General features: G+C 48.6%; 21 protein-coding genes and 2 tRNA genes. 4 read left to right on the top strand and 19 right to left on the bottom strand.

Annotated elements, in window-relative coordinates; translation table 11 throughout:
* Positions 1 to 18: 18 nt before the first annotated feature.
* From HQ393_RS06585 to rpoE, 15 genes are all read right to left on the bottom strand, one after another.
* The gene (locus HQ393_RS06585) at positions 19 to 1734 is read right to left on the bottom strand and encodes a cyclic-di-GMP receptor FimW-related protein (protein WP_179358034.1); all 1716 of its coding nucleotides are present in this window, start codon (positions 1732 to 1734) and stop codon (positions 19 to 21) included.
* Between the two features lie 32 nt (positions 1735 to 1766).
* Positions 1767 to 2138, bottom strand: a complete 372-nt coding sequence (locus HQ393_RS06590) for a SpoIIAA family protein (RefSeq protein WP_179358035.1) — start codon at positions 2136 to 2138, stop codon at positions 1767 to 1769.
* 87 nt (positions 2139 to 2225) lie between these two features.
* The gene (gene pdxJ, locus HQ393_RS06595) at positions 2226 to 2954 is read right to left on the bottom strand and encodes a pyridoxine 5'-phosphate synthase (RefSeq protein ID WP_218871399.1); all 729 of its coding nucleotides are present in this window, start codon (positions 2952 to 2954) and stop codon (positions 2226 to 2228) included.
* 73 nt (positions 2955 to 3027) lie between these two features.
* Positions 3028 to 3762, bottom strand: a complete 735-nt coding sequence (gene recO / locus HQ393_RS06600; RefSeq protein ID WP_179358037.1) for a DNA repair protein RecO — start codon at positions 3760 to 3762, stop codon at positions 3028 to 3030.
* A gap of 3 nt (positions 3763 to 3765) precedes the next feature.
* The gene (gene era / locus HQ393_RS06605) at positions 3766 to 4698 is read right to left on the bottom strand and encodes a GTPase Era (protein ID WP_179358038.1); all 933 of its coding nucleotides are present in this window, start codon (positions 4696 to 4698) and stop codon (positions 3766 to 3768) included.
* On the bottom strand, positions 4695 to 5405 hold the full coding sequence (gene rnc / locus HQ393_RS06610; protein WP_179358039.1) for a ribonuclease III: 711 nt from the start codon (positions 5403 to 5405) through the stop codon (positions 4695 to 4697). Before rnc ends, era begins: the two co-directional genes overlap by 4 nt.
* 22 nt (positions 5406 to 5427) lie before the next feature.
* Positions 5428 to 5796 carry a DUF4845 domain-containing protein gene (locus HQ393_RS06615; RefSeq protein ID WP_179358040.1) on the bottom strand — a complete coding sequence of 123 codons (369 nt, stop codon included), beginning with the start codon at positions 5794 to 5796 and terminating at the stop codon, positions 5428 to 5430.
* Positions 5797 to 5814: 18 nt separating this feature from the next.
* Positions 5815 to 6774 carry a signal peptidase I gene (gene lepB / locus HQ393_RS06620; protein WP_179358041.1) on the bottom strand — a complete coding sequence of 320 codons (960 nt, stop codon included), beginning with the start codon at positions 6772 to 6774 and terminating at the stop codon, positions 5815 to 5817.
* A 27-nt stretch (positions 6775 to 6801) separates the two neighbouring features.
* The gene (gene lepA, locus HQ393_RS06625; protein ID WP_179358042.1) at positions 6802 to 8595 is read right to left on the bottom strand and encodes a translation elongation factor 4; all 1794 of its coding nucleotides are present in this window, start codon (positions 8593 to 8595) and stop codon (positions 6802 to 6804) included.
* 85 nt (positions 8596 to 8680) lie between these two features.
* Positions 8681 to 8923, bottom strand: a complete 243-nt coding sequence (locus HQ393_RS06630; RefSeq protein ID WP_179358043.1) for a glutaredoxin family protein — start codon at positions 8921 to 8923, stop codon at positions 8681 to 8683.
* Positions 8920 to 10323: a DegQ family serine endoprotease gene (locus HQ393_RS06635; RefSeq protein WP_179358044.1), complete on the bottom strand. Its 1404-nt coding sequence runs from the start codon at positions 10321 to 10323 to the stop codon at positions 8920 to 8922. The genes HQ393_RS06630 and HQ393_RS06635 overlap by 4 nt, the downstream gene beginning before the upstream one ends.
* A 16-nt stretch (positions 10324 to 10339) precedes the next feature.
* The gene (locus HQ393_RS06640) at positions 10340 to 10810 is read right to left on the bottom strand and encodes a SoxR reducing system RseC family protein (protein WP_179358045.1); all 471 of its coding nucleotides are present in this window, start codon (positions 10808 to 10810) and stop codon (positions 10340 to 10342) included.
* 14 nt (positions 10811 to 10824) lie between these two features.
* The gene (locus HQ393_RS06645; RefSeq protein WP_179358046.1) at positions 10825 to 11805 is read right to left on the bottom strand and encodes a MucB/RseB C-terminal domain-containing protein; all 981 of its coding nucleotides are present in this window, start codon (positions 11803 to 11805) and stop codon (positions 10825 to 10827) included.
* Entirely contained in the window at positions 11806 to 12300 is a 495-nt protein-coding gene (locus tag HQ393_RS06650) for a sigma-E factor negative regulatory protein (protein ID WP_179358047.1), read from the bottom strand.
* Between the two features lie 30 nt (positions 12301 to 12330).
* On the bottom strand, positions 12331 to 12954 hold the full coding sequence (rpoE, locus tag HQ393_RS06655; protein ID WP_179358048.1) for an RNA polymerase sigma factor RpoE: 624 nt from the start codon (positions 12952 to 12954) through the stop codon (positions 12331 to 12333).
* A gap of 168 nt (positions 12955 to 13122) precedes the next feature.
* Here rpoE and nadB point away from each other — a divergent pair, with 168 nt between their 5' ends.
* Positions 13123 to 14718, top strand: a complete 1596-nt coding sequence (gene nadB, locus HQ393_RS06660; protein ID WP_179358049.1) for an L-aspartate oxidase — start codon at positions 13123 to 13125, stop codon at positions 14716 to 14718.
* Positions 14719 to 14776: 58 nt separating this feature from the next.
* On the opposite strand, the gene HQ393_RS06665 is transcribed toward nadB, so the two are convergent.
* The 4 genes from HQ393_RS06665 to rnr form a co-directional block, all read right to left on the bottom strand.
* Entirely contained in the window at positions 14777 to 15211 is a 435-nt protein-coding gene (locus HQ393_RS06665) for a protein YgfX (protein ID WP_179358050.1), read from the bottom strand.
* On the bottom strand, positions 15211 to 15924 hold the full coding sequence (locus tag HQ393_RS06670) for an SIMPL domain-containing protein (RefSeq protein WP_179358051.1): 714 nt from the start codon (positions 15922 to 15924) through the stop codon (positions 15211 to 15213). Before HQ393_RS06670 ends, HQ393_RS06665 begins: the two co-directional genes overlap by 1 nt.
* Before the next feature lie 137 nt (positions 15925 to 16061).
* Positions 16062 to 16421, bottom strand: a complete 360-nt coding sequence (locus HQ393_RS06675) for a hypothetical protein (protein WP_179358052.1) — start codon at positions 16419 to 16421, stop codon at positions 16062 to 16064.
* A 101-nt stretch (positions 16422 to 16522) separates the two neighbouring features.
* Positions 16523 to 19057: a ribonuclease R gene (rnr, locus tag HQ393_RS06680; RefSeq protein ID WP_179358053.1), complete on the bottom strand. Its 2535-nt coding sequence runs from the start codon at positions 19055 to 19057 to the stop codon at positions 16523 to 16525.
* Positions 19058 to 19177: 120 nt separating this feature from the next.
* Between rnr and HQ393_RS06685 the strand changes: the two genes are divergently transcribed.
* From HQ393_RS06685 to HQ393_RS06695, 3 genes are all read left to right on the top strand, one after another.
* Positions 19178 to 19264 (top strand) — tRNA-Leu (locus tag HQ393_RS06685).
* Positions 19265 to 19295: 31 nt separating this feature from the next.
* Positions 19296 to 19382 (top strand) — tRNA-Leu (locus tag HQ393_RS06690).
* A 151-nt stretch (positions 19383 to 19533) separates the two neighbouring features.
* On the top strand, positions 19534 to 21165 hold the full coding sequence (locus HQ393_RS06695) for a response regulator (protein ID WP_179358054.1): 1632 nt from the start codon (positions 19534 to 19536) through the stop codon (positions 21163 to 21165).
* The last annotated feature ends 8 nt before the right edge of the window (positions 21166 to 21173 follow it).

Genomic DNA, 21173 nt, shown 5'->3' on the forward strand with positions numbered 1-21173 from the left:
AAAACTAATCAAAGTGGATCAATTTTCCTGCCGCAATACATTAACGGCCACCCAGATCCAATCAACACCCTTTTCAAGCACCAGACCCAAACTCACCGAGAAACGCTTATCCCGGGCTCGGATTTGATAAATCTTATCGAGACCATAATCCGCTGAGTGCATGATCAAGGTATTGACGCTCTTACCATCAATTTGGTGCGGTACATATAAAGCGGTTTTTACATTGGGCAACTCAAGGCCACCGGTAAAGCCCAGCTCAGTAACCGTGATGTTTTCAATACGATCGCTCTGCTCAGAGTGCATCCCGACCATCACAGGCGTCGACGTTAAAACCTGAATCCCCGCAGAAATCTCATCATCACTTAAACGCGCAATACGGCGCAAAACACCGATCTGCCAGTTTTCATTACTATTGAGCCGCAAACCAAGTAGCAAATTAGGGCGAATCCACTCATTTTCAGAAAAACGTAGAATCGCGCCTAAACCGCCATTACTTTCATTATCAATTGACCAGGTATGCCAATCATTTTGCTTTTTGTTAACCACGTAGGGATTCGTGGCAACCGAGCTTTTCTGTTTAGTTCTGGAAGAAACAAAACCATACAGGCGCATATCCATGATTTCGTCGTAATCGACCTGATCTTTCGCTTCACGACTCTGACGAGTGAATTTATCGTTATCTTCTTTCACATAGCCACAAATACGATCCAGGCCATAAATAATGTCAGCGGCTTTGGCGACCTTAGTACGTTCACTGCGCTTAACCTGGCTATTGCGCATACTCATTGTCCAGAAGACATCGAGATGCTTGAGCAACTCCGCGACAGCAGGACCACGCGCATCAGACCCTAAATCAAGCGAGGCATAACTAGCCCCTGTCATCAGCCGACCTAGAATTTCTTGCACCTGATTAACCAGATCATTCAAGCCCCAATAACGATAAGGCTCGCCCATTAATTCAGGGTTTATTTTTTGCGCACCTTGTGACTCTTGCAGGTTGACGCAGAAGTGGTGGCGCTCTTCTTGATATTTCCGAGAAATTTGGATCAGTTTTGACCACTTTTCCAACCAAGAATCAACCATATCCAATTGTCGAATCGATAGATTATTATTAGCCAGCGTGTTGAGCATCAACATCTGAATATATTCATCCGCGCAGGACGATATTTCAGCAGAAGAGGCGGGATAAGTCGGAAATGGGTTGCTATCAAAACCACCAATTTCAGATAAACGATAAAGTTGGTGGGCAACAGTCCAGATTTTCGGCGGCACTTTCTCAAAGCGGAAATAGTACCATTTAGCCTGAATAGCCAAATAACGCAGACTGCGCGCCAGAACCACAGGCATCATTGGGGCAAATTGCTTTTGCAAGGCTTCATTTGATTCAGCCTGCACAAAGCGTTGATAGCCATCGACCATATCATGGGCGTAACCCACGATATCTTTCCATAGTTTTTGCTCGATTTCTTTGGACATGCGTGGGTTGGAAACATATTGATAGCAAATTGCATCAAATGCCTCCTGCACATGCTCATCAATCATCATCAAGGCTTGTAGGCTTTCAAATGTTGGCGCTTGATTACCCGCGATAAAATCTGTCACAACACCGTGTACTTTTGCGCCACGTGTTGCAGGATCGACCAGATCAAGGTTTTTACACCAAGAAGTGGCCGCTTTAACGCTAGCTAATGGGGATTTTTCTTTGGCAAACAAAGAAGAAAAACGATCAAGCATGTGTAATCCAGCCTACTGTGTTGAGTAGATTTTTATTTGATAATATCGGTAGCGACTTCCGCATCCATAAACCAATTCAGCGCTTCATTGACTGACTCAAATACCATGATATTGGAGTCTGCAATGGCGCGGTTGATCCAAACCGACCAGACAACCCACTGGTCATCAGTCACCACGGCCACCTGTGAAAAATCTTGCTGGTGCTTCGAGCTGAAGTTGATCTCTTCTAAGGCCATATCGATGGTGTAGCCTGTCATTTCAGTCAGATCAAACAGCAATTTAGCTGGGCCGTGAAAACCAATATCGTATAGTACGTTTTCTTCAAACTCTTTGTAATCTTGCAAGGTAAATTGACCAAAGATCACAACATGGATGTAGCTGGACTCATGCGAAATGCTAATCATTTTGCCCTCCCAACCTTGCTAAAAAAGCGTTTGAAAACCAGCATTAACTTAAAGATAAGCTAAAAACCGCTATTTTATAAGATTTATTTAGTAGCCCATCCGTGCTTGCAGCATCAATTGCTTCATTTCTCGCACTGCATTTTCCAAGCCCACAAATAACGCATGACCAATCAATGCATGGCCAATGTTGAGTTCTTCAATTGCCTCAATGGCTGCAACTGGCTTTACATTATGATAATGCAGACCATGTCCAGCATTCACGATTAATCCCAACTCTGTCGCATAGGTGGCGGCTTTTTGAATTCGCAGCAATTCTTGGGCTTGCTCAGTACTATTTTTCGCGTCGGCATAACGCCCGGTATGAATCTCGATCACTGGCGCACCTAATTCATGCGCCAATTTAATTTGCTCAAAGTCGGGATCGATAAAAATCGAGGTACGGATCTGGGCATCGCTTAATTTTTGGATAAACTGGCCAGTTAATTTGGCATAGCGCTTTACATCAAGACCACCCTCAGTGGTCACTTCTTCGCGACGTTCTGGCACTAAGCAGACATCCTGCGGTTGCACCTCAAGCGCATGCGCCAGCATTTCGTCGGTCAGCGCCATCTCCAGATTCATTCTGGTTTGCAACACTGCTCGAATTAGCCGAACATCGTCATCACGAATATGGCGACGATCTTCGCGCAAATGCAATGTGATTAAATCTGCACCAGCTTGTTCAGCCAATTGCGCTGCCAGTACGGGACTGGGATAACTGGTGCCACGAGCATTGCGCACCGTAGCAATATGATCAATATTAACGCCGAGCTTAATGTGTCGCTTCATAAATACTCCAAACAGGTATCTAGACGTAGTCAATATTGATCCTCACGTTCAAGAAGATACCCTATATACGTTGTAAATCCAGTAACAATTGCCGAGTATGTAAAACCCTATCACCCAAGATGGGCGCCAATGATTGACGCATCCAAATTTTGGCCCACGGCCACAGCGCTTCATTGTCCATTTTTAAGTTAGCAAACTGCAAAATTAAATCACCCGAGCAAGCTTCACCATGCGCGGCATGCGGAATAAAGCCTTGCTGGGGTATAAATTGGTAATATCGATCGGCTTGAATGATCTCCTCACTACCCGCGATTTTAAACCAGTCAACACCTAAACCTAACTCGCTGAGCAAGCTCTTTTCAAATAAGCGCAACACAGGTTCAACTCCCGCGCCGTCAGATTTACATATTGAAAGTGCTTTAATCGCATCGAAATAGGCAACAAAGAGCTCAGGATGAGGCTCCTCTTTGATCAGCAAATTTTGCAGCAATTCATTGATATAAAATGCACAGAGTAGCGGCAAACCAGTCAATTGAGCCAAACCGGGTTGCCACTGGGCGGCATGCAAAGTTTTAACTTCGCCAGCGCCAAACCACGACAAAAGCAGAGGTTGAAAATTCAGTAAGACACTACGGATTTGGGAGCCCGGTCGCTGCACACCGCGAGCATAGATCGTTTGCCGACCATGCTCGCGCGTAAACACATCTAATAAACGGCTCGTTTCACGATAGGCATATTGGTGCAGTACAAAGGCCGGGTGATCATTGACCCGATTCTTATGTCCACCTCTAGCCATCGCTTATTCGTAACCGAATTGGCGGACCAAACGTGTGTCATCTGCCCAGCCGCTTTTGACTTTGACAAAGACTTCTAAAAATACTTTGGCGTCAAACATCGTTTCCATATCGAGTCGCGCATCGGTTGCGATTTTTTTCAGCTTTTCGCCTTTTTTACCGATCAAAATGGCTTTTTGATTTTCGCGCTCAACCAGAATTGCAGCATAAATCCGACGCAACTCTTTGCCATTGGCCATAGTTTCTTCTTCGAATTTTTCGATTTCAACCGCCATCACATAGGGCAACTCTTCGCCCATCATGCGGAAAATTTTCTCGCGAATAATTTCCGAGGCTAAAAAACGCTCATTGCGATCAGTGAGATGATCAGGGTCAAACAAAGGCACAGACTCTGGCAATAATGGCTCAACCGCCGAGAGCAGTACATCAAGTTTCTGTGACTTCTGCGCTGAAATGGGCACAATCGCAGCAAAATTAAATTGCCCTGCTACTTTTTCAATAAATGGCAATAAACGCGCTGGATCATCCATCAAGTCGACTTTGTTAATGACCAAAATAACCGGACGATCACGAGGCAAGAGTTTAAGCACAGCCTCATCCGCAGGCCCAAAGCGCCCTGCTTCAACAACAAACAAAATCGCATCTACATCGGCCAAGGTCGTAGTCACACTGCGGTTCATCGCTTGATTCAAGGCATTGCGGTACTTAGTTTGAAAACCTGGCGTATCGACAAAAACAAATTGCGCCGTCTCGGAAGTCAAAACACCGGTAATACGATGACGCGTAGTTTGTGCTTTGCGTGATGTAATACTCAGCTTTTGCCCAATTAGGTGATTCATCATGGTTGATTTACCAACATTAGGCTGGCCTACAATCGCCACAAATCCACAACGAAAACCGTTCGCATCTTCCGGGCTAGTTAACATTTCTTCACTCATTTTTTTACCACCTTTTTGCCCGGATACTGCAGACGTAATTGTTTCAATAAACTACCAGCAGCCTCTTGTTCAGCCGCCCGACGACTTGTGCCTTCGGCCTTGCTGGCCATTTTTAATTCAACACAAGTACACGACACTTCGAAAATCTGATCGGGCGACTCGCCCATTTGTCGCAGCACATCATACTGTGGCAACGATAATTTGCGCGCCTGCAACCATTCTTGCAATGACGTTTTCGCGTCTTTCATTGCATCTTCAGGATTAACTTCTGCAATTCGCGCCGCAAACAATTGCTCGACAACTGTTGCTGCGGATTCAAAACCGCCATCCAGCCAGATTGCACCCAACACTGCTTCTAGCGCATCTGCCAAAATACTCGGTCGGCGATGTCCACCACTTTTTAGCTCACCCTCGCCAAGCGAGAGATAGTCGCCTAGCTGCAATTCCGTGGCAATGATAGCCAGCGAATCTTGGCGCACGAAATGAGCGCGCAAGCGTGAGAGATCGCCCTCACTAAACTGAGGAAACGTATGATACAAACGACGCGCCACCAAGGCATTTAAAATGCCATCACCTACAAACTCCAAACGCTCATTGTGCGTAGAAGAATGTGAACGGTGGGTCAATGCCTGCTTTAAAAGACGCGGCTCAGAAAAAATATAACCGAGCGCCTTTTGCAAGCGCTCGGCAGGTAATACAACTGACAAAATAATTTCCTAAAAAATGCGATTATTCGCTAGGGCCTGAAGATGAAGTTTCAATCGAAAATTGGAACAAAAAGCTCACGTTGGCCACCAAAGGGACAACTTGCTCATAATCAGTTCGAATGACAGTGCGGCCAGCAACCTGAGTAATGATTAGATCTTCAGGCTTAATGGCATGAATATTACTAATATCTGCATGTCGTACGTATGATTCGCGAATTGCAGCAGGTGTAGCACCGCTATTTTGCTTGGCAATGGTAGTTAAAGCCTGTTTGATATTGAAGTATTCAATATAAGTGGGCACTACCTTAAATGCAGTAATCAGTGCCATAGCCACCGCCATGGCCACGATAATAAAGCCAAAAAATGACAAACCTTGCTGCTTTTTCATCATCAGATCCCCGTTATAAATTTATTCTATTTTAGTACCGACACGATCCAGATGCTTGAAGTTCATCCAGATAAAGAAGGCCTTACCTACGACATACTTATCTGAGACAAAACCCCAGTATCGGCTATCCGCACTGTGATCGCGATTATCACCCATCGCAAAATACTGACCTTCAGGTACTTTACACTCGAAGCCACTTTCATCATAACGGCAATTTTCGCGACCAGGGAAGTCATCCACTTCACTGAGCATCAAGGTTGGCTGATCAGCCATATTCAATGTCTTGAATTGGTGAGTGCCCATTTTCTCGATGAACTGATTATTACGAACTTCATACACACCTTGCTCAACGTAGCTATGCTCACCCGCATCTTCAATTGGTACAGGCTTGCCATTCACGGTTAGCTTTTTATTGCGGTATTCAATGGTGTCGCCTGGCAAACCTACCACACGTTTAATGTAGTTAACGGCTGGGTTTTTGGGGTAATTAAATACCATCACATCGCCGTGTTCAGGCTGACCAACGGGCAGAAACACCGTATTGATGACTGGCGTGCGCAAACCATAGGCGTATTTATTTACCAAAATAAAATCACCAACAATCAAACCAGGGCGCATTGATGATGAAGGGATCTGAAACGGCTCAACCAAGAATGAGCGCAGCACGAACACCACCAAAATCACTGGAAAAAATCCGCGCCCGTACTCGACCCAATCTTCAACCTGCTTATCACCACGTTTTTTTTGCCAGATAAATTTATCCAGAGCCCAAATTACACCCGTAATCAGAACAAACAGCAGCATGGCGGTGCCAATGGATAAAAACTGCACCAGCAAAACAAAAACACCGACGACAACGGATAAATAGCCATATTGAACCAGTTGCGGTGGCTCATTGCCCTTACGTTCATGCTTAGCCCCAGCACCAATCAGCACGGGGCCTAAAATCAGCAACACTACACCTAGCAACAACCAATTCATGCTATTTCCTTAGAGGCGACGAATGTTTTATTTATCAGAGACTTGCAAGATGGCAAGGAAGGCTTCTTGCGGAATCTCCACATTACCCACTTGCTTCATGCGCTTCTTACCTGCTTTCTGTTTATCCAACAGCTTACGTTTACGAGAAACGTCACCGCCATAACATTTTGCCAATACGTCTTTTCGTACGGCTTTAACTGTTTCACGCGCCACGATTTGACTACCGATAGCCGCTTGAACTGCAATATCGAACATCTGGCGCGGGATCAACTCACGCATTTTGGCCACCAATTCACGACCACGATACTGACTCATTGAGCGGTGAACAATCAAGCTCAACGCATCCACCCGCTCGCCATTGACCAAGACATCAAGTTTGACCAGATCACCAACACGGAATTCTTTAAAATCGTAATCGAGCGAGGCATAGCCACGTGAGACTGATTTCAATTTATCAAAGAAATCCATCACCACTTCAGCCATCGGCAAATCGTAAGTTAACATAACTTGACGACCCAGATATTGCATATTCACCTGATTACCGCGCTTTTGATTACACAACGTCATGACTGGGCCCACGTAATCCTGTGGCACCAAGATGGTCGCGGTAATAATGGGTTCGCGCACTTCATCGTATTTTGATGGGTCTGGCAATTTGGATGGATTTTCAATCTGCACCGTCTCACCACCGCGCAGCACCAGCTCATACTTCACCGTTGGCGCCGTGGTAATCAAATCCATATCAAATTCGCGCTCGAGACGCTCTTGCACGATTTCTAAATGCAATAGACCCAAGAAGCCACAACGGAAACCAAAGCCTAATGCAGTAGAAACTTCAGGTTCATAATTCAGCGATGCATCATTAAGCTGCAGTTTTTCGAGGCTATCGCGCAGCTTTTCGTAATCGTGGCTCTCAACAGGGTATAAACCGGCAAAGACCTGTGACTTCACATCTTTAAAGCCTGGCAACGGCTCTGCCGCTGGGGTTTTCACCGTGGTAATGGTGTCACCTACTTTCGCGCTGGCCAGCTCCTTAATCCCAGCAATCACAAAACCCACTTCGCCGGCTTTAAGCATTTCACGCTGCACGGATTTGGGGGTAAAGACGCCAACCTGTTCACACAAATGCTGCGCTTTAGACGACATAAACAGGATTTTGTCTTTCGGGCGCAGTACGCCGTCAACCACACGCACCAACATGATTACGCCGACATAATTATCAAACCATGAGTCGATAATCAGTGCTTTCAGTGGCGCATCAATATCACCTTTTGGAGGGGGTATCTTGGTAACAACCTCTTCCAGAATGTCTTCGATGCCAATACCCGACTTAGCCGAGGCATGCACAGCATCGGTCGCTTCGATCCCGATAATGTCTTCAATCTCTTGCGCCACGCGATCTGGATCAGCGGCTGGCAAGTCAATTTTATTTAATACTGGACGCACTTCAACGCCCTGCTCGATCGCGGTATAGCAGTTCGCAACGGTTTGGGCTTCTACCCCTTGTGATGCATCCACCACCAGCAAAGCACCTTCGCAGGCAGCGAGCGAGCGACTCACTTCATAGCTAAAGTCAACGTGCCCCGGGGTATCAATCAAATTCAGATTGTAGGTTTTGCCATCGCGCGCTTTATATTGCAAGGCTGCTGTCTGTGCCTTGATCGTGATACCGCGCTCTTTTTCAATATCCATTGAGTCGAGCACCTGCTCGCTCATTTCACGCATTTCTAAGCCGCCACAAAACTGGATAAACCGATCCGCCAGAGTACTTTTACCGTGGTCGATGTGGGCGATAATAGAGAAATTACGAATATGATCCATGTGTCCAGCCAAGTCTTGTAAGGGCAACCCAAGAAAATAAAAGGGGCACGCCACGCGTGCCCGAGAATTGCGTTAATCCGCGATTTTAGCCTAAATCGGCCAGCCTCGCATCCAGCGCTAATTGATCCAGATGATAATGGCAAATTTCAACATCATTAGAATCAGTCAAAACGGGCACCCATTCACCATAACGCTCTTCCAGCGGCTCAACATCATCAATGTCAATCCACTGCAGGTCAAAGCGCCCCGCAGCTTGTGACAGTAATTGCTCACGCATTACGACACACAAACTGCAGTATTCGCGCCCATACAACTTCAACTTCTTCATTTAGCCGGCGCCTTCAATACAATAAATGCAGAGTTTCCATTGCGCAGTACTCGCAAAGGCAGACTCTCATTGGGTTTAAGTTCATTGAGGGCTTTTTTCAGCTGATTTGTACTCGTCAAATCTTGGCTTCCCACCCCGACGATCACATCACCCGCTTCCAATCCGGCTTTTTCGGCAGGCCCATCAACATCACGCACCAGTACACCAAAACTAATATTCAACTGCTTGAGCTGACGAGGATTGAGTTCTTGCACTGAAAGACCAAACTTACCCGCGTCATCACTCTTGCCTTTGTACTCACGACCTTCGGTGCTTTTATCGCTTGAATCGAGCTCGCCAACTGTAATCTGGACATCTCGGCTCGCTTTATCACGCCAAATCTGCAGCGGCACCTTGGTGCCAGGCTTCACTGCACTGACCATGCGTGGCAACTCACTCGAGCTACTCACGACTTGGCCGTTAAATTTCAATAAAATATCGCCAGCACGCAAGCCCGCTTTATCAGCAGGGCCATCCTTTTCAACTGAATTAAGCAAGGCGCCAGTTGCTTTACTCAGACCAAAACTTTTTGCCAAGTCTTCATTCACATCCTGAATTGCCACCCCAATTCGGCCACGAGTAATTTTCCCGGTGGCTTTAAGCTCATCAGCGACCTTCATCGCCACATCAATCGGAATCGAGAATGACAAGCCCATATAGCCACCCGAGCGGCTATAAATCTGCGAATTGATACCAACAACCTCACCATTCATATTAAACAGCGGGCCGCCAGAGTTACCGGGGTTAATGGCAACATCGGTTTGAATGAATGGGACAAAATTTTCATCGGGCAAGCTGCGTCCTTTGGCCGACACAATACCCGCAGTCACCGTATTATCGAGACCGAACGGCTGCCCGATCGCCAACACCCATTCACCTTGTTTGAGTTTATTGGCATCCCCCAAATTCACTTTGGGCAAATTACTTCCCTCAATTTTTAATAGCGCCACATCGGTGCGCGCATCGGAACCAATCACTTTGGCCTTAAATGTGCGTTTATCGAGCGTTTTGACGGTAATTTCGTCAGCTTTGGCCACGACATGCGCATTGGTCAAAATATAACCATTGGCATCAATAATAAAACCCGAACCTAATGATTGGGCGTGATGTGGACGAGGCTGCATACCGCGTCCATTGGGGGGCATGGGAAATCCAAAACGGCGTAATAGATCTAATGTATCTGGATCAAAATTGGGTGAGCCCGCTTCATTTTCACGCACCGTCGCACTGGTCGAGATATTCACGACAGCACGACCTTCTTTTTCTGCAATATTGGTAAAATCAGGCAAGCCTGCCGGCGCAGCAATCGCGCCTACACTTGCAGTCAGTAATAATTGAGTGAGCAAAAAGCGATTCAGCATTCCCTTTCCTCCGGGTTTAATGAGTACGTTTAAGTTCACAGGTTTTTACGACCTGTCCAGTCAAAGATTTACTAACAATAAAGGGTTCGGCAGGCTGCATTTGCGTTTTTGGCAGGAGTTTTAATGCCGCAAATCCAGCAAGAAAACCGAGCCCGGCACCGATCAGCGTGCCCATTTCTGTCTGCCCATTGCTCAGACGCCCTAGCAAAGCGCCCAACAAGAGCAAACCTAAAGGCAATCCATAGGCCCAGAGCGCAGTTTTGAGCAAAGCACCCTCGGCAACGGCGATCGTAACCAAATCATCGACCGCGGCGTTGATTGGGTTATTCACGCGATAATTTTCCTGTGCGTTACCAAACAGGCGCGTAATCGCCACTGATTTACAGCCCGTTTTAGGGTCGCAATTTCCGCATGGCGAATGCGGGCGAATTTTAACCCAGGCGAATGTGCCTTCGGTACGGACAACTTGAGCTTGAGTTTCAATCATGGGGATTTATAAATTTAGCGGGCATTATAAGCGGCGGTAAATGCCTCTACGGTCGCCGCAGGCACTTCACCCAAAGCCATCACCAAGTAAGCACCACTTTGTTTAACAAATAAATGGGTAGCGCCTTGATGCGCCAGACCCAGCGGCAAGCGCTGATGGGCTGGCTCGATAAAGACCGACACGGTCACGGCACCATCACTGTATAAATGATGAATGACGGTGCGGTTTTTCCCTGGAAGGGTCTTACTCGTTTGCTTGAGCAAGCGGAACCCCACAGGAACGGGCTTGATGTCCCAGCCGGGCTCTTGAGCCGGGCTAGCGACACCATTATTCAAATCAATCGATACAGCTTGCAACTGACGAACCGGTTTGAGCCACTTCCGATCGACATTACCCCCTAGCTGTATATTCGTAAAAGCAAATGCTTGCATTGCTTCTTTGCGCATACCCAGCACAACCCACTTCAACAACAACCCTGAGTCATCATCAACCCAGAATCGATGCGGATAGCGATATTGATCAAGCGGCTCAAGCTGATACACGGTTGACTCGCGCCCCGCAACGCGCTCATGCCCCAAACGGGTAATGCCATAGGCACTTAATAAGGTCGCAACATTATCGGGCAACTGCCGTGGAAATAACTTGGCGGTATAACGACGATCTAAGGCACTTTGCTGCGGGTCGGCCGGATAAATACTGACTTGATTGCCAAAACGATAATACTCGCGCGGCGGGCCATCTAAGGTTTCGCGCCGCTCAGCATCGGTCGATCCATCCAGTACATGGATCATGCGGTAGGTAGAAATTTCATCGCCGTATTGATACACATATGTGCCAGAGTAGGTCGCTTGCTTGGCCGCCGAAGCAGTGCGTTCCAATAATTTGATTGCACTATCTTTATCAAGCACCTCAGCGGCGCGAGCCAAGCTGACGCAGCACAAAAGCAGCAGCAGACTCTGCTGGATCCAATTTCTAGTCAAACGGCGACGGCTCATCTAGCGCTGCTCTCCCACTTCAAATGAAACTTGCGCCAGATGATCTGCGCCCATTGGATTCGAGACCCCGTCACGATGTGCAGCCAAATATGCGCGCACTTCAGCAGCATCTACGTGCCCCTGCTGCATTACAGCCTGAACACTGGCCATTTGCGGCTGAGCTGCTGGAGCTGCGTGGAAGGTAAATTGCCATACGGCCAAGCCCACAAAAGCCACCGATGCTGCCGCAGCCATAGGCACCATCCAGCGTTTGGTCTTAGGAGCAGGCAAACGATTAGGCGCGAGCACGATGGGCTCAGCAGCCAAACGCGCCGAAAATTTGGCCATAAAATCACTCGACAAGCTTGGATTGCCCTGCAAGACATCTTTACTCATGTGCCAATCGTGCCATTGCTGCTGCAAAACAGGATTGGATTTAAGCGCATCGAGCACTTCACCCCATTGCGCGGGGTCAAGCTCGTTATCCATCAAGGCGGATAGTTTTTCATTCATCATTTGTTCCTCACTCGAGGCGGCCATTGTCATTTACCAACGTTTATCTTTGCTAACACCGTTGAGCAAAGGCCGCAATCGATTGGCGATTGCTTCACGAGCCCGGAAAATACGGCTACGTACCGTACCAATCGGGCAATCCATCGCCAAAGCGATGTCTTCATAACTGAGGCCGTCCATTTCGCGCAGCGTGATTGCCTCGCGCAAATCTTCAGGTAATGCATCGACCGCCTCGTTTACAGTAGAGACAATCTGTCGATTGGATAGTTCAGTTTCCGGCGTATGAAAATCTGGCATTTGTGCCACGGCATCTAAGGTTTCACCGTCTTCATCTTCATACTCGGTCGCCAACATCGGGCGCCGCCCCAATGAGGACAGGTAATTTTTAGCCGTGTTTATCGCAATCCGATACAGCCAGGTGTAAAACGCACTTTCGCCTCGAAACGATGGTAAAGCCCGATACGCTTTAATAAAAGCTTCTTGGCTTACATCTTCGATTTCTGATGGATCTCGAATCATTCGCGATAGCAAACGCGCAATTCGGCGCTGGTATTTAACCACCAACAACTCAAACGCCCGTTGATCGCCGGCCTGTGCGCGCCGTACTAATTCCTGATCCAAATCGCGCTCAGTGCTATTTGTCGAGCTCGTATTCAAGCCAATTTTCCTATGGGATATGTCTGCATTTTACTCGTAAAGAATGAGGGCGCCACGCTAAATTACAAGCACCCTGACGAGATAATTCTGACAAAGCGGATTCGTTCTTGCTCTGTTAATATTGCAGCTTAGATTAGGAATCGCACTGGATATATAGGACAAAACCGCATGCGCAAGTTTGATGTTCTGATTTTGGGTAGTGGCTTAGGTGGCATGACCATTGCACTGCAACTGGCTGAAAAACTAAAAGTCGGCCTGATTACCAAACGCGCCCTGCGCGATGGTGGTAGCGGCTGGGCCCAAGGCGGAATTGCTGCCGTACTCGACGATTCCGACAGCATCGAGCTACACATCAAAGACACTCAAGTGGCTGGCGCTGGCTTATGCGATCTTGATGCTACTCGCTACATTATTGAAAATTCAAAAGAAGCGATCGATTGGCTGATTCAAATGGGTGTGCCATTCACCAAAGACGAATCGGGCGATACCAGCTATCAGGGCTATCACCTCACTCGCGAAGGTGGGCATAGCCACCGCCGTATTATCCATGCCGCTGACGCGACGGGCGCCGCTGTGATTGATACGCTGGCGATCAAAGTATCGGGCCACCCCAACATCACCCTGCTCGAAGAGCATATCGCAGTCGATCTGATCACCGAGAAAAACGCCGATGACTCCAACCGCTGCGTTGGTGCGTATGTGTACGATAAAGAAGCCGATCGGGTAGAAACCATCCTCGCCCCATTTACCGTGCTAGCGACAGGTGGCGCGGGCAAGGTTTACCTTTACACCACCAACCCAGATGTCGCGACCGGCGATGGCATTGCCATGGGCTGGCGCGCGGGCTGCCGTGTTTCCAATATGGAATTTATCCAATTTCACCCGACTTGCCTGTATCACCCCCATGCAAAATCATTTCTGATTACCGAAGCGGTACGTGGCGAAGGCGGCATTTTGCGCCTACCCGATGGCACCCGTTTTATGCCAGACCACGATGAACGCGCCGAGTTGGCGCCACGTGATGTCGTCGCGCGCGCGATCGACTTTGAAATGAAACGCGGCGGATATGACTGCGTTTATCTGGATATTTCCTACAAACCCGCCGCGTTTGTACGCGAACATTTCCCCAATATTTATCAGCGCTGCCTTGAATTGGGTATTGACATTACCAAAGAACCGATTCCGGTCGTACCGGCTGCGCATTACACTTGCGGCGGCTTAGTCACGGATTTAGAGGGTCGCACTGATTTAGCGAATTTATATGCCGTCGGTGAAGTGGCCTGCACCGGCCTGCATGGTGCAAATCGCCTTGCATCCAATTCATTACTCGAATGCATGGTCTTGGGCAAAGCGGCGGCACATGACATTTTGCAGCAAACTGCACCTGCACTACCCAAGGTGGCCGAGTGGGATGAAAGCCGTGTTACGGATCCCGACGAAGAAGTCGTCATTTCACACAATTGGGATGAATTGCGCCGCTTTATGTGGGATTACGTCGGCATTGTTCGCACCAATAAGCGACTAGAGCGAGCACTGCATCGCATTGAATTACTCAAAAATGAAATTCACGAGTTTTATCGCAATTTCCGTGTTTCTAACGATCTGTTGGAATTGCGCAATCTGGTGATTACGGCCGAATTAATCGTGCGCTGCGCGATGGAGCGCAAGGAAAGTCGCGGCTTGCATTACAGTCGGGATTATCCAGGTATCGAAACCAACTCCAAGCCGACTTTACTCACTCCAGAAAAAAGCGCGAAAAAGTAATTACATAGGGTATATGGCCATAGACATTTTATTGATTGGTCTTTGGTCATATACCCCATCAAAACTCTTTAACCTCTTTTTTTCGCTGCAAACCCGGCCAAATCCAGCGCAAATACACTCGCCATTGCCTGAGCACCTCAGCATCGGCGCTATCGGGCCAGAGCAAAACCTGCGCACGAGCGCCATCGCCCTTCAAATGCAGCACCATCACGTGGGATGTCAACACACTGCTTGCCTGCAACGCCATTTCCAACTCCTGCCCATTGGCATATCGCACCACACAAAGTCCATCAGGCAAACATTGGAGCTGGCTTATTTTTACGGGCTGCCGCCAATGCCACCACAAAGACAGCATCACTCCGCCAGATAAAACCAAGGCCTGTGGCCACGCCAGAGCCCAAACCACACAGCAACTGACACCGTGCAAGGCCAACAAAAAACCCCGCTGCCAACGACTGGGAACGGGGTTAATTTTCAATACTGCGGGCGTCATTACTCGGCGACCTGAATGCTGCCGTTGACATTTACTATCAAACGACTTTCGCCAGCATCAATCGGAGCAGGCGCAGGTACTGCTTCAGCCGCGACCATCGCAGTTTTATACATCATAGGGCGAGGGCCTGGGTATTGCGCCTGCGTTTGTACATTCATCTGCATTGTTTTCCACGATGCGCCACCCATACTGCGCTGAACCAAGGCCGCACGGCTGCGGAATGCCTTAATCCCTTCTTCGATCAAGACCTCTTCTGCTTGCTTACGGCTCTGCTCGGAAACCTCATAACGAATATCTGCCAACTGTAGCGCAATCCCATTGGTTTGCGATTTTTGCAATTGGCCAATTAATTGCGACAGAGCGGCAAAATCCTTGGAGCTAACGCGCAATTCACCTCGGCTACGCCAGCCTTGCTGCTGGTTATTTTTGTTGCCATACACTGGGTAGCTACTGTATGACGTTCCCGCTGATTGCACACTTGGATATTGCTTCAGTGTTTTTTGGGCGGCGGCGATCGTTTGGTTGATTTTCTCGGCCAGTTTGCTGGAATCAGTATCAGATAATTCGACAAACAAAGTCGCTTGCGCCATATCGTTATCAATCTGCCGGCTCACGCTGGCCTCCAGATTGACGACATTATATTGTGGCGTGTTGTCAGCCCAAGCCAGACAAGGCAAAGCCAACAGTGCCGCGATCATTGCTTTCTTTTTCATTGCGGTATTCCTTGCTAAAACGCCTACAAAGGCCAATGAAAGTCATTTAAGCACAGCAAAACAATGCTCGCAGCGTAAAAAAGTCGCCGAAAATTTCGGCGACGATTCAGTTTTGATTCAGGCGGCGACAGGGGCAATTAATGATAATTGTGATCCGTTGGGGTATTGCGGATATCACTATCGACCGCATCCATTACGCCCAAATGGATTTCGACATCAAACCATTCCCAAAATAATTTTAGGCTGCGTTTTTGCGGCCACAGGCTTTCATCGGCCACCCAAGACGCCAACTCAAGGCCAAATAATTTGTCGGCAATATCATCAATATAAGCAATTGAATCTTCCGGCTCAGCTGCTTCTGGCACCAAAATCACGGTGCAATCGGAGCGAATTTCATCCAAAGTCAGCACCACATCATTGCCCGGTAGCGCATTGAGCCACTCCAAAAATGGCTGTTTTGGGCGAATAATGGCAGCGGAACGATCAACAATAAACATCCTTTTCCCTTCTACATTTACTATTTAAATTTTTAATTTGATAAGCACACGAGGATCAGAGCACGACGTGCAAGCAGTGCTCCTACTTCGACTTGCAAACATTAACGACGACGGCGACGACGTGTGCCTGTGCCGGTTGTGGGCGCACCATCGGCTTGCGTAGCTTGAGCGCGGCGTCGTTGCGTAGCGGTTCCCGGCTTTTTGCGTAACACCTCGGGCGAATCCACCAAGGCAGAGCCAGCTTTTTGCTGAGCAGTTTTACTGGAACTACCTTTCGCTACACTTTTCACAACTGGCTTTGCTCCGCCATGTGTAGAACGACCACGCCCAGCTTCTTTTACTGATGCTTTCGCAGGGAATTTTCCTGCCGATTGACTTGGCGCAGCGCCTTTGCCGCCGACCAAACGACCCAGATCGTCCACTAAAGCAAAATCGATTTTGCTGGTTTCCAGATCGACGCGGACCACACGCACTTTCACGCGCTCGGTAATGCGATAGACCTTACCACTGCGCTCACCCTTGAGTTCTTTGCGCTTTTCATCGTAATGGAAGTAATCCGTGCCCAGCTCGGAAACGTGCACCAAACCTTCCACATACAAATTATCGAGTAGCACAAACATGCCAAAGCCTGTCACGGCCGACACCGAGCCCATAAACTCTTCGCCGATTTTGTCTTGCATGTAGTAGCACTTGAGCCAGTTTTGTACGTCACGACTGGCTTCATCGGCGCGGCGCTCGGTCATCGAGCACTGCACGCCCAATTGCTCCCACTTGGTCGCTGGCTTGTAGGTTTTACCAGCCAAAATCGCCTTGATCGAGCGATGCACCAGCAAATCGGGGTAACGACGAATCGGCGACGTAAAGTGCGCATACGCCTCATAACTCAAGCCAAAGTGCCCCTCGTTATCGGGCGAATACACCGCCTGTGACAAGCTGCGCAACAACATGGTTTGCAGCAACGGCGCATCGGGGCGCTCTTTGATGCTATCGAGTAATTGCGCATAGTCTTTCGCCGCAGGGTCTTCCGCCCCGCCAAGGCTCAAGCCCATGGTGCGCAGATATTCACGTAGGTTTTTTAGCTTTTCTGGCGTAGGACCTTCGTGCACACGATACAAGCCCACATGCTCGTTTTTAATCAAATAATCCGCCGCGCACACATTGGCGGCCAACATGCATTCTTCGATTAATTTATGCGCGTCATTACGCACCACCGGAACGATTTGCGTGATTTTGCCAAACTCATCAAAACGCATTTCAGTTTCCTGCGTTTCAAAATCAATCGCGCCACGTTCGTGGCGGGCTTTCACAAACGTCTGGAACAGAGAATACAAGGTATTCAAATGCGGCAATAGATGGGTATTGGCCTGAGCATCTGATCCTTTCGGGTTTTGCAGCATATCCCACACCCGGGTATAGGTGAGACGTGCTTTGGATAACATCACCGCAGGATAAAATTGGTATTTTTTGATTTCACCCGTTTGCGTCACGCGCATATCGCACACCATACACAGACGTTCAACGTCGGGGTTCAGCGAGCAAACACCATTCGACAGCGCCTCGGGCAACATCGGAATCACGCGGCGCGGGAAATACACTGAGTTACCCCGCTCGATCGCGGTTAGATCAAGCGCATCATTTGGCGTGACATAATGACTGACATCGGCAATCGCGACGACCAGACGCCAGCCCTTGCCTTTCTTCTCGGCAAAGACGGCATCGTCAAAATCGCGCGCGGTTTCGCCGTCGATCGTCACCAGCGGTAAATCACGTAAATCAACACGCTCTACACCTTGCACTGGCTTCCAGTCTTTCTTTTTCACTTTTTGTGGCGTCGCATCAGCCTGTGCTTGCGCCTCAGGCGAGAACACATGCGGCAGATTGTGCTTACGCAACGCAATTTCGATTTCCATGCCCGGATCATCGTAATTACCGAGCAATTCAATCACACGACCCACCGGCTGCGAATAGCGCGAAGGCTGTACCAACAGCTCAACAATCACGACCTGCCCTGCTTTGGCACCACCGGTGTTTTTCGCTTCGAGCAAAATATCACGACTAATGCGCTTGTCTTCCGCGGTCACAAAAAAGACGCCGCGCTCATTATGCATACGACCAACTAGGCGCGTATTCACATGCTCAAGCACTTCGGCGATTGAGCCTTCGGGGCGACCACGGCGATCAACGCCAATCAGACGCGCCAGCACACGATCGCCGTGCAGCACCTTGTCCATTTCCTTGGGGCCAAGGAATAAATCATCGCCACCATCGTCGCGGATCAAAAAGCCAAAGCCATCGGGGTGACCTTGTACTTTACCGGGAATCAGGTCGAGCTTTTCAGGTAAACACAAAGCGCCTTTGCGATTGAGCAGCAATTGCCCTTCGCGGCCCATGGCCTGCATGCGGCGCTCGAAGGCCACTAATTCATCGTCACGGATATTCAATAATTGAGCCAATTCTTCGGCCATGATCGGCGCACCGCGCTCAGCGAGGATTTGCAAAATAAATTCGCGCGACGGCAAAGGGAAATCGTAGCGGCCTTTTTCGCGCTCGAGATAAGGGTCTTGGGCACGCAAGCCAGTGATTTTGCGAGTAGGTTTTTTCTTTGGGGCAGGATTCTTTTCCAGATTTTTTTCCATTGGGCCTATTTTTTTCATATTCAAGTTGACGCTCTACGTCTGATTGCATATTATAGCGCCTCTCTGATGTAGCGGCGCTGCGAAATTTGTAGCTCGTGTGCAAAAGCTGTGATGTGAAGAGCCCAGGTGGCGGAATTGGTAGACGCACTAGGTTCAGGTCCTAGCGCCCGCAAGGGTGTGGAAGTTCGAGTCTTCTCTTGGGCACCAACTCTTCAAGCAACATCATAGCATCAGCAGTGCCCAGGTGGCGGAATTGGTAGACGCACTAGGTTCAGGTCCTAGCGCCCGCAAGGGTGTGGAAGTTCGAGTCTTCTCTTGGGCACCATTCCTTCTTATGAAGGTCTTATTTACTAAAGCCTCAATCATTATTGATTGGGGCTTTTGTTATTTCTGCACGACAAAAATCAATCAAACCTTGAGCTTAGTTGAAATTAGCCGATAGTAAGATGGTCGACTTACTTTCATTCTCAAGGCTGATGTCTGAAGAACTCTCCCAAGCCCATGTGCTTGTTGCCGATGATGCACCTACGGTACGCCAGTCTATTCGTATGACTTTGGCGCAATCGGGCATTAATCGCGCAGATACGGCCAGCAGCATAGGTGAGACGCGGCGACGCTTACGTAATAGTGAGTTTGACGTCGTGCTCTGCGACTACCATTTTGGCGAAGGCATGAATGGGCAAGAGCTACTAGAAGAATTACGCCACAGTGGTGAGCTGCCGCTTTACACCATCTGGATCATGATTACCGCCGAAGCTTCGTATGAAAAAGTTGTGGCCGTCGCGGAGATCGGGCCAGATGATTACCTGATCAAACCTTTTACCAGCAAACAGCTCACGCAGCGCCTTTCTCTGGCTTGGGCGCGGAAACGGTTTTTAAAACCCATTTATGACAAAATCAACGCTGGCGATACATTAGGTGCCATCGCCGAAGCCAAATCGCTCGTCCCCAAAGCGGCAGGCTTTAGCAATGATTTGATGCGTTTGCTCTCCTCGCTACTTCTAGAAGCTGGCAAACTAGACGAAGCGGCCAAACTTTACGAAGAAATTCTCAATCAGCGAGTTGTGCCTTGGGCCAAACTGGGTTTGGCGCGTACGCTTTGCCGTCAGGGCAAAAAAACGCAGGCGGAAAGCTCTTTACAGGCTGCAATTGTTGAGCACGCCCAATACGTCGATGCTTACGAAGAGCTCGCCTCGATGTATATGGCCGAAGGCCGGCTGAACGAAGCCATGGCCGTATTTGAGAAATGCCTCGCCATGACGCCAAATAATGTTGGGCGACTACAAAAAGCGGGCAATCTGGCCAATATGCTGGGCGACTCTAGCAAAGCCAAACAATTTTTAGAGCGCGCAGTGACTTGTGGTGGTAATTCATCATTGCTGAGCGGCGAAACGGTCTTGCAGCTCGCTCTTGCTGCCCGGCGCGAAAACAATAGCTCGGATGCCGATAAATACCTGCGCATGGTGCGTGAAATTGCCAAACGAGAAGACTGCACCCGTAATCGCATTATTGATTTGCTGGCTAGTGCCGTCTATGAAGGCAAACCACAGCTACTTGAACAAATCGAAACCTACATGGCCGACCCCGAATTTGTGCTTGAAATTGCGGTCAGCTTTATCATGACGGCCGATATTGTTTGCCCAGCAACAATCGAGGGTGAGCAAGCCAGCGGCAACGCCGCCCCCTACAAATGGTTACTTCATATCGCACAGCGATTCATCACCACCAAACATATTTCGGGCATGTTAGAGAGCTCAGCCAATATGCGCCCCGTCTGGCAAAGCTTTATCCAACAGGCAGGCTCTGACATTACCGAGTTAAATAACGAAGGCGTGCAGCTCATGCTTAAATCGCAATTTCTGCCCGCCATTGAAATGCTGCTACCCATAGCTCAAAGCACCTGCAATCAACGTCTCATGCTCTCTAGCACTCACGCCATTATCAAATACCTAAAAAGCGGGGCCGAGGTAGAAAAGAAAGAGCGCGAAGCACTGCTCAATCAAGCTTATCAATTTATTGCCCGCTTAGAAGGCATGATTGATGCAGGCACATATCACAGTCTGCACCATGAAATTCAGAGCATGATTAGCCCAACCAAAGGTATGTAAACCCGCTG

The organism is Chitinibacter bivalviorum, from assembly GCF_013403565.1.
GTDB classification, from domain to species: domain Bacteria; phylum Pseudomonadota; class Gammaproteobacteria; order Burkholderiales; family Chitinibacteraceae; genus Chitinibacter; species Chitinibacter bivalviorum.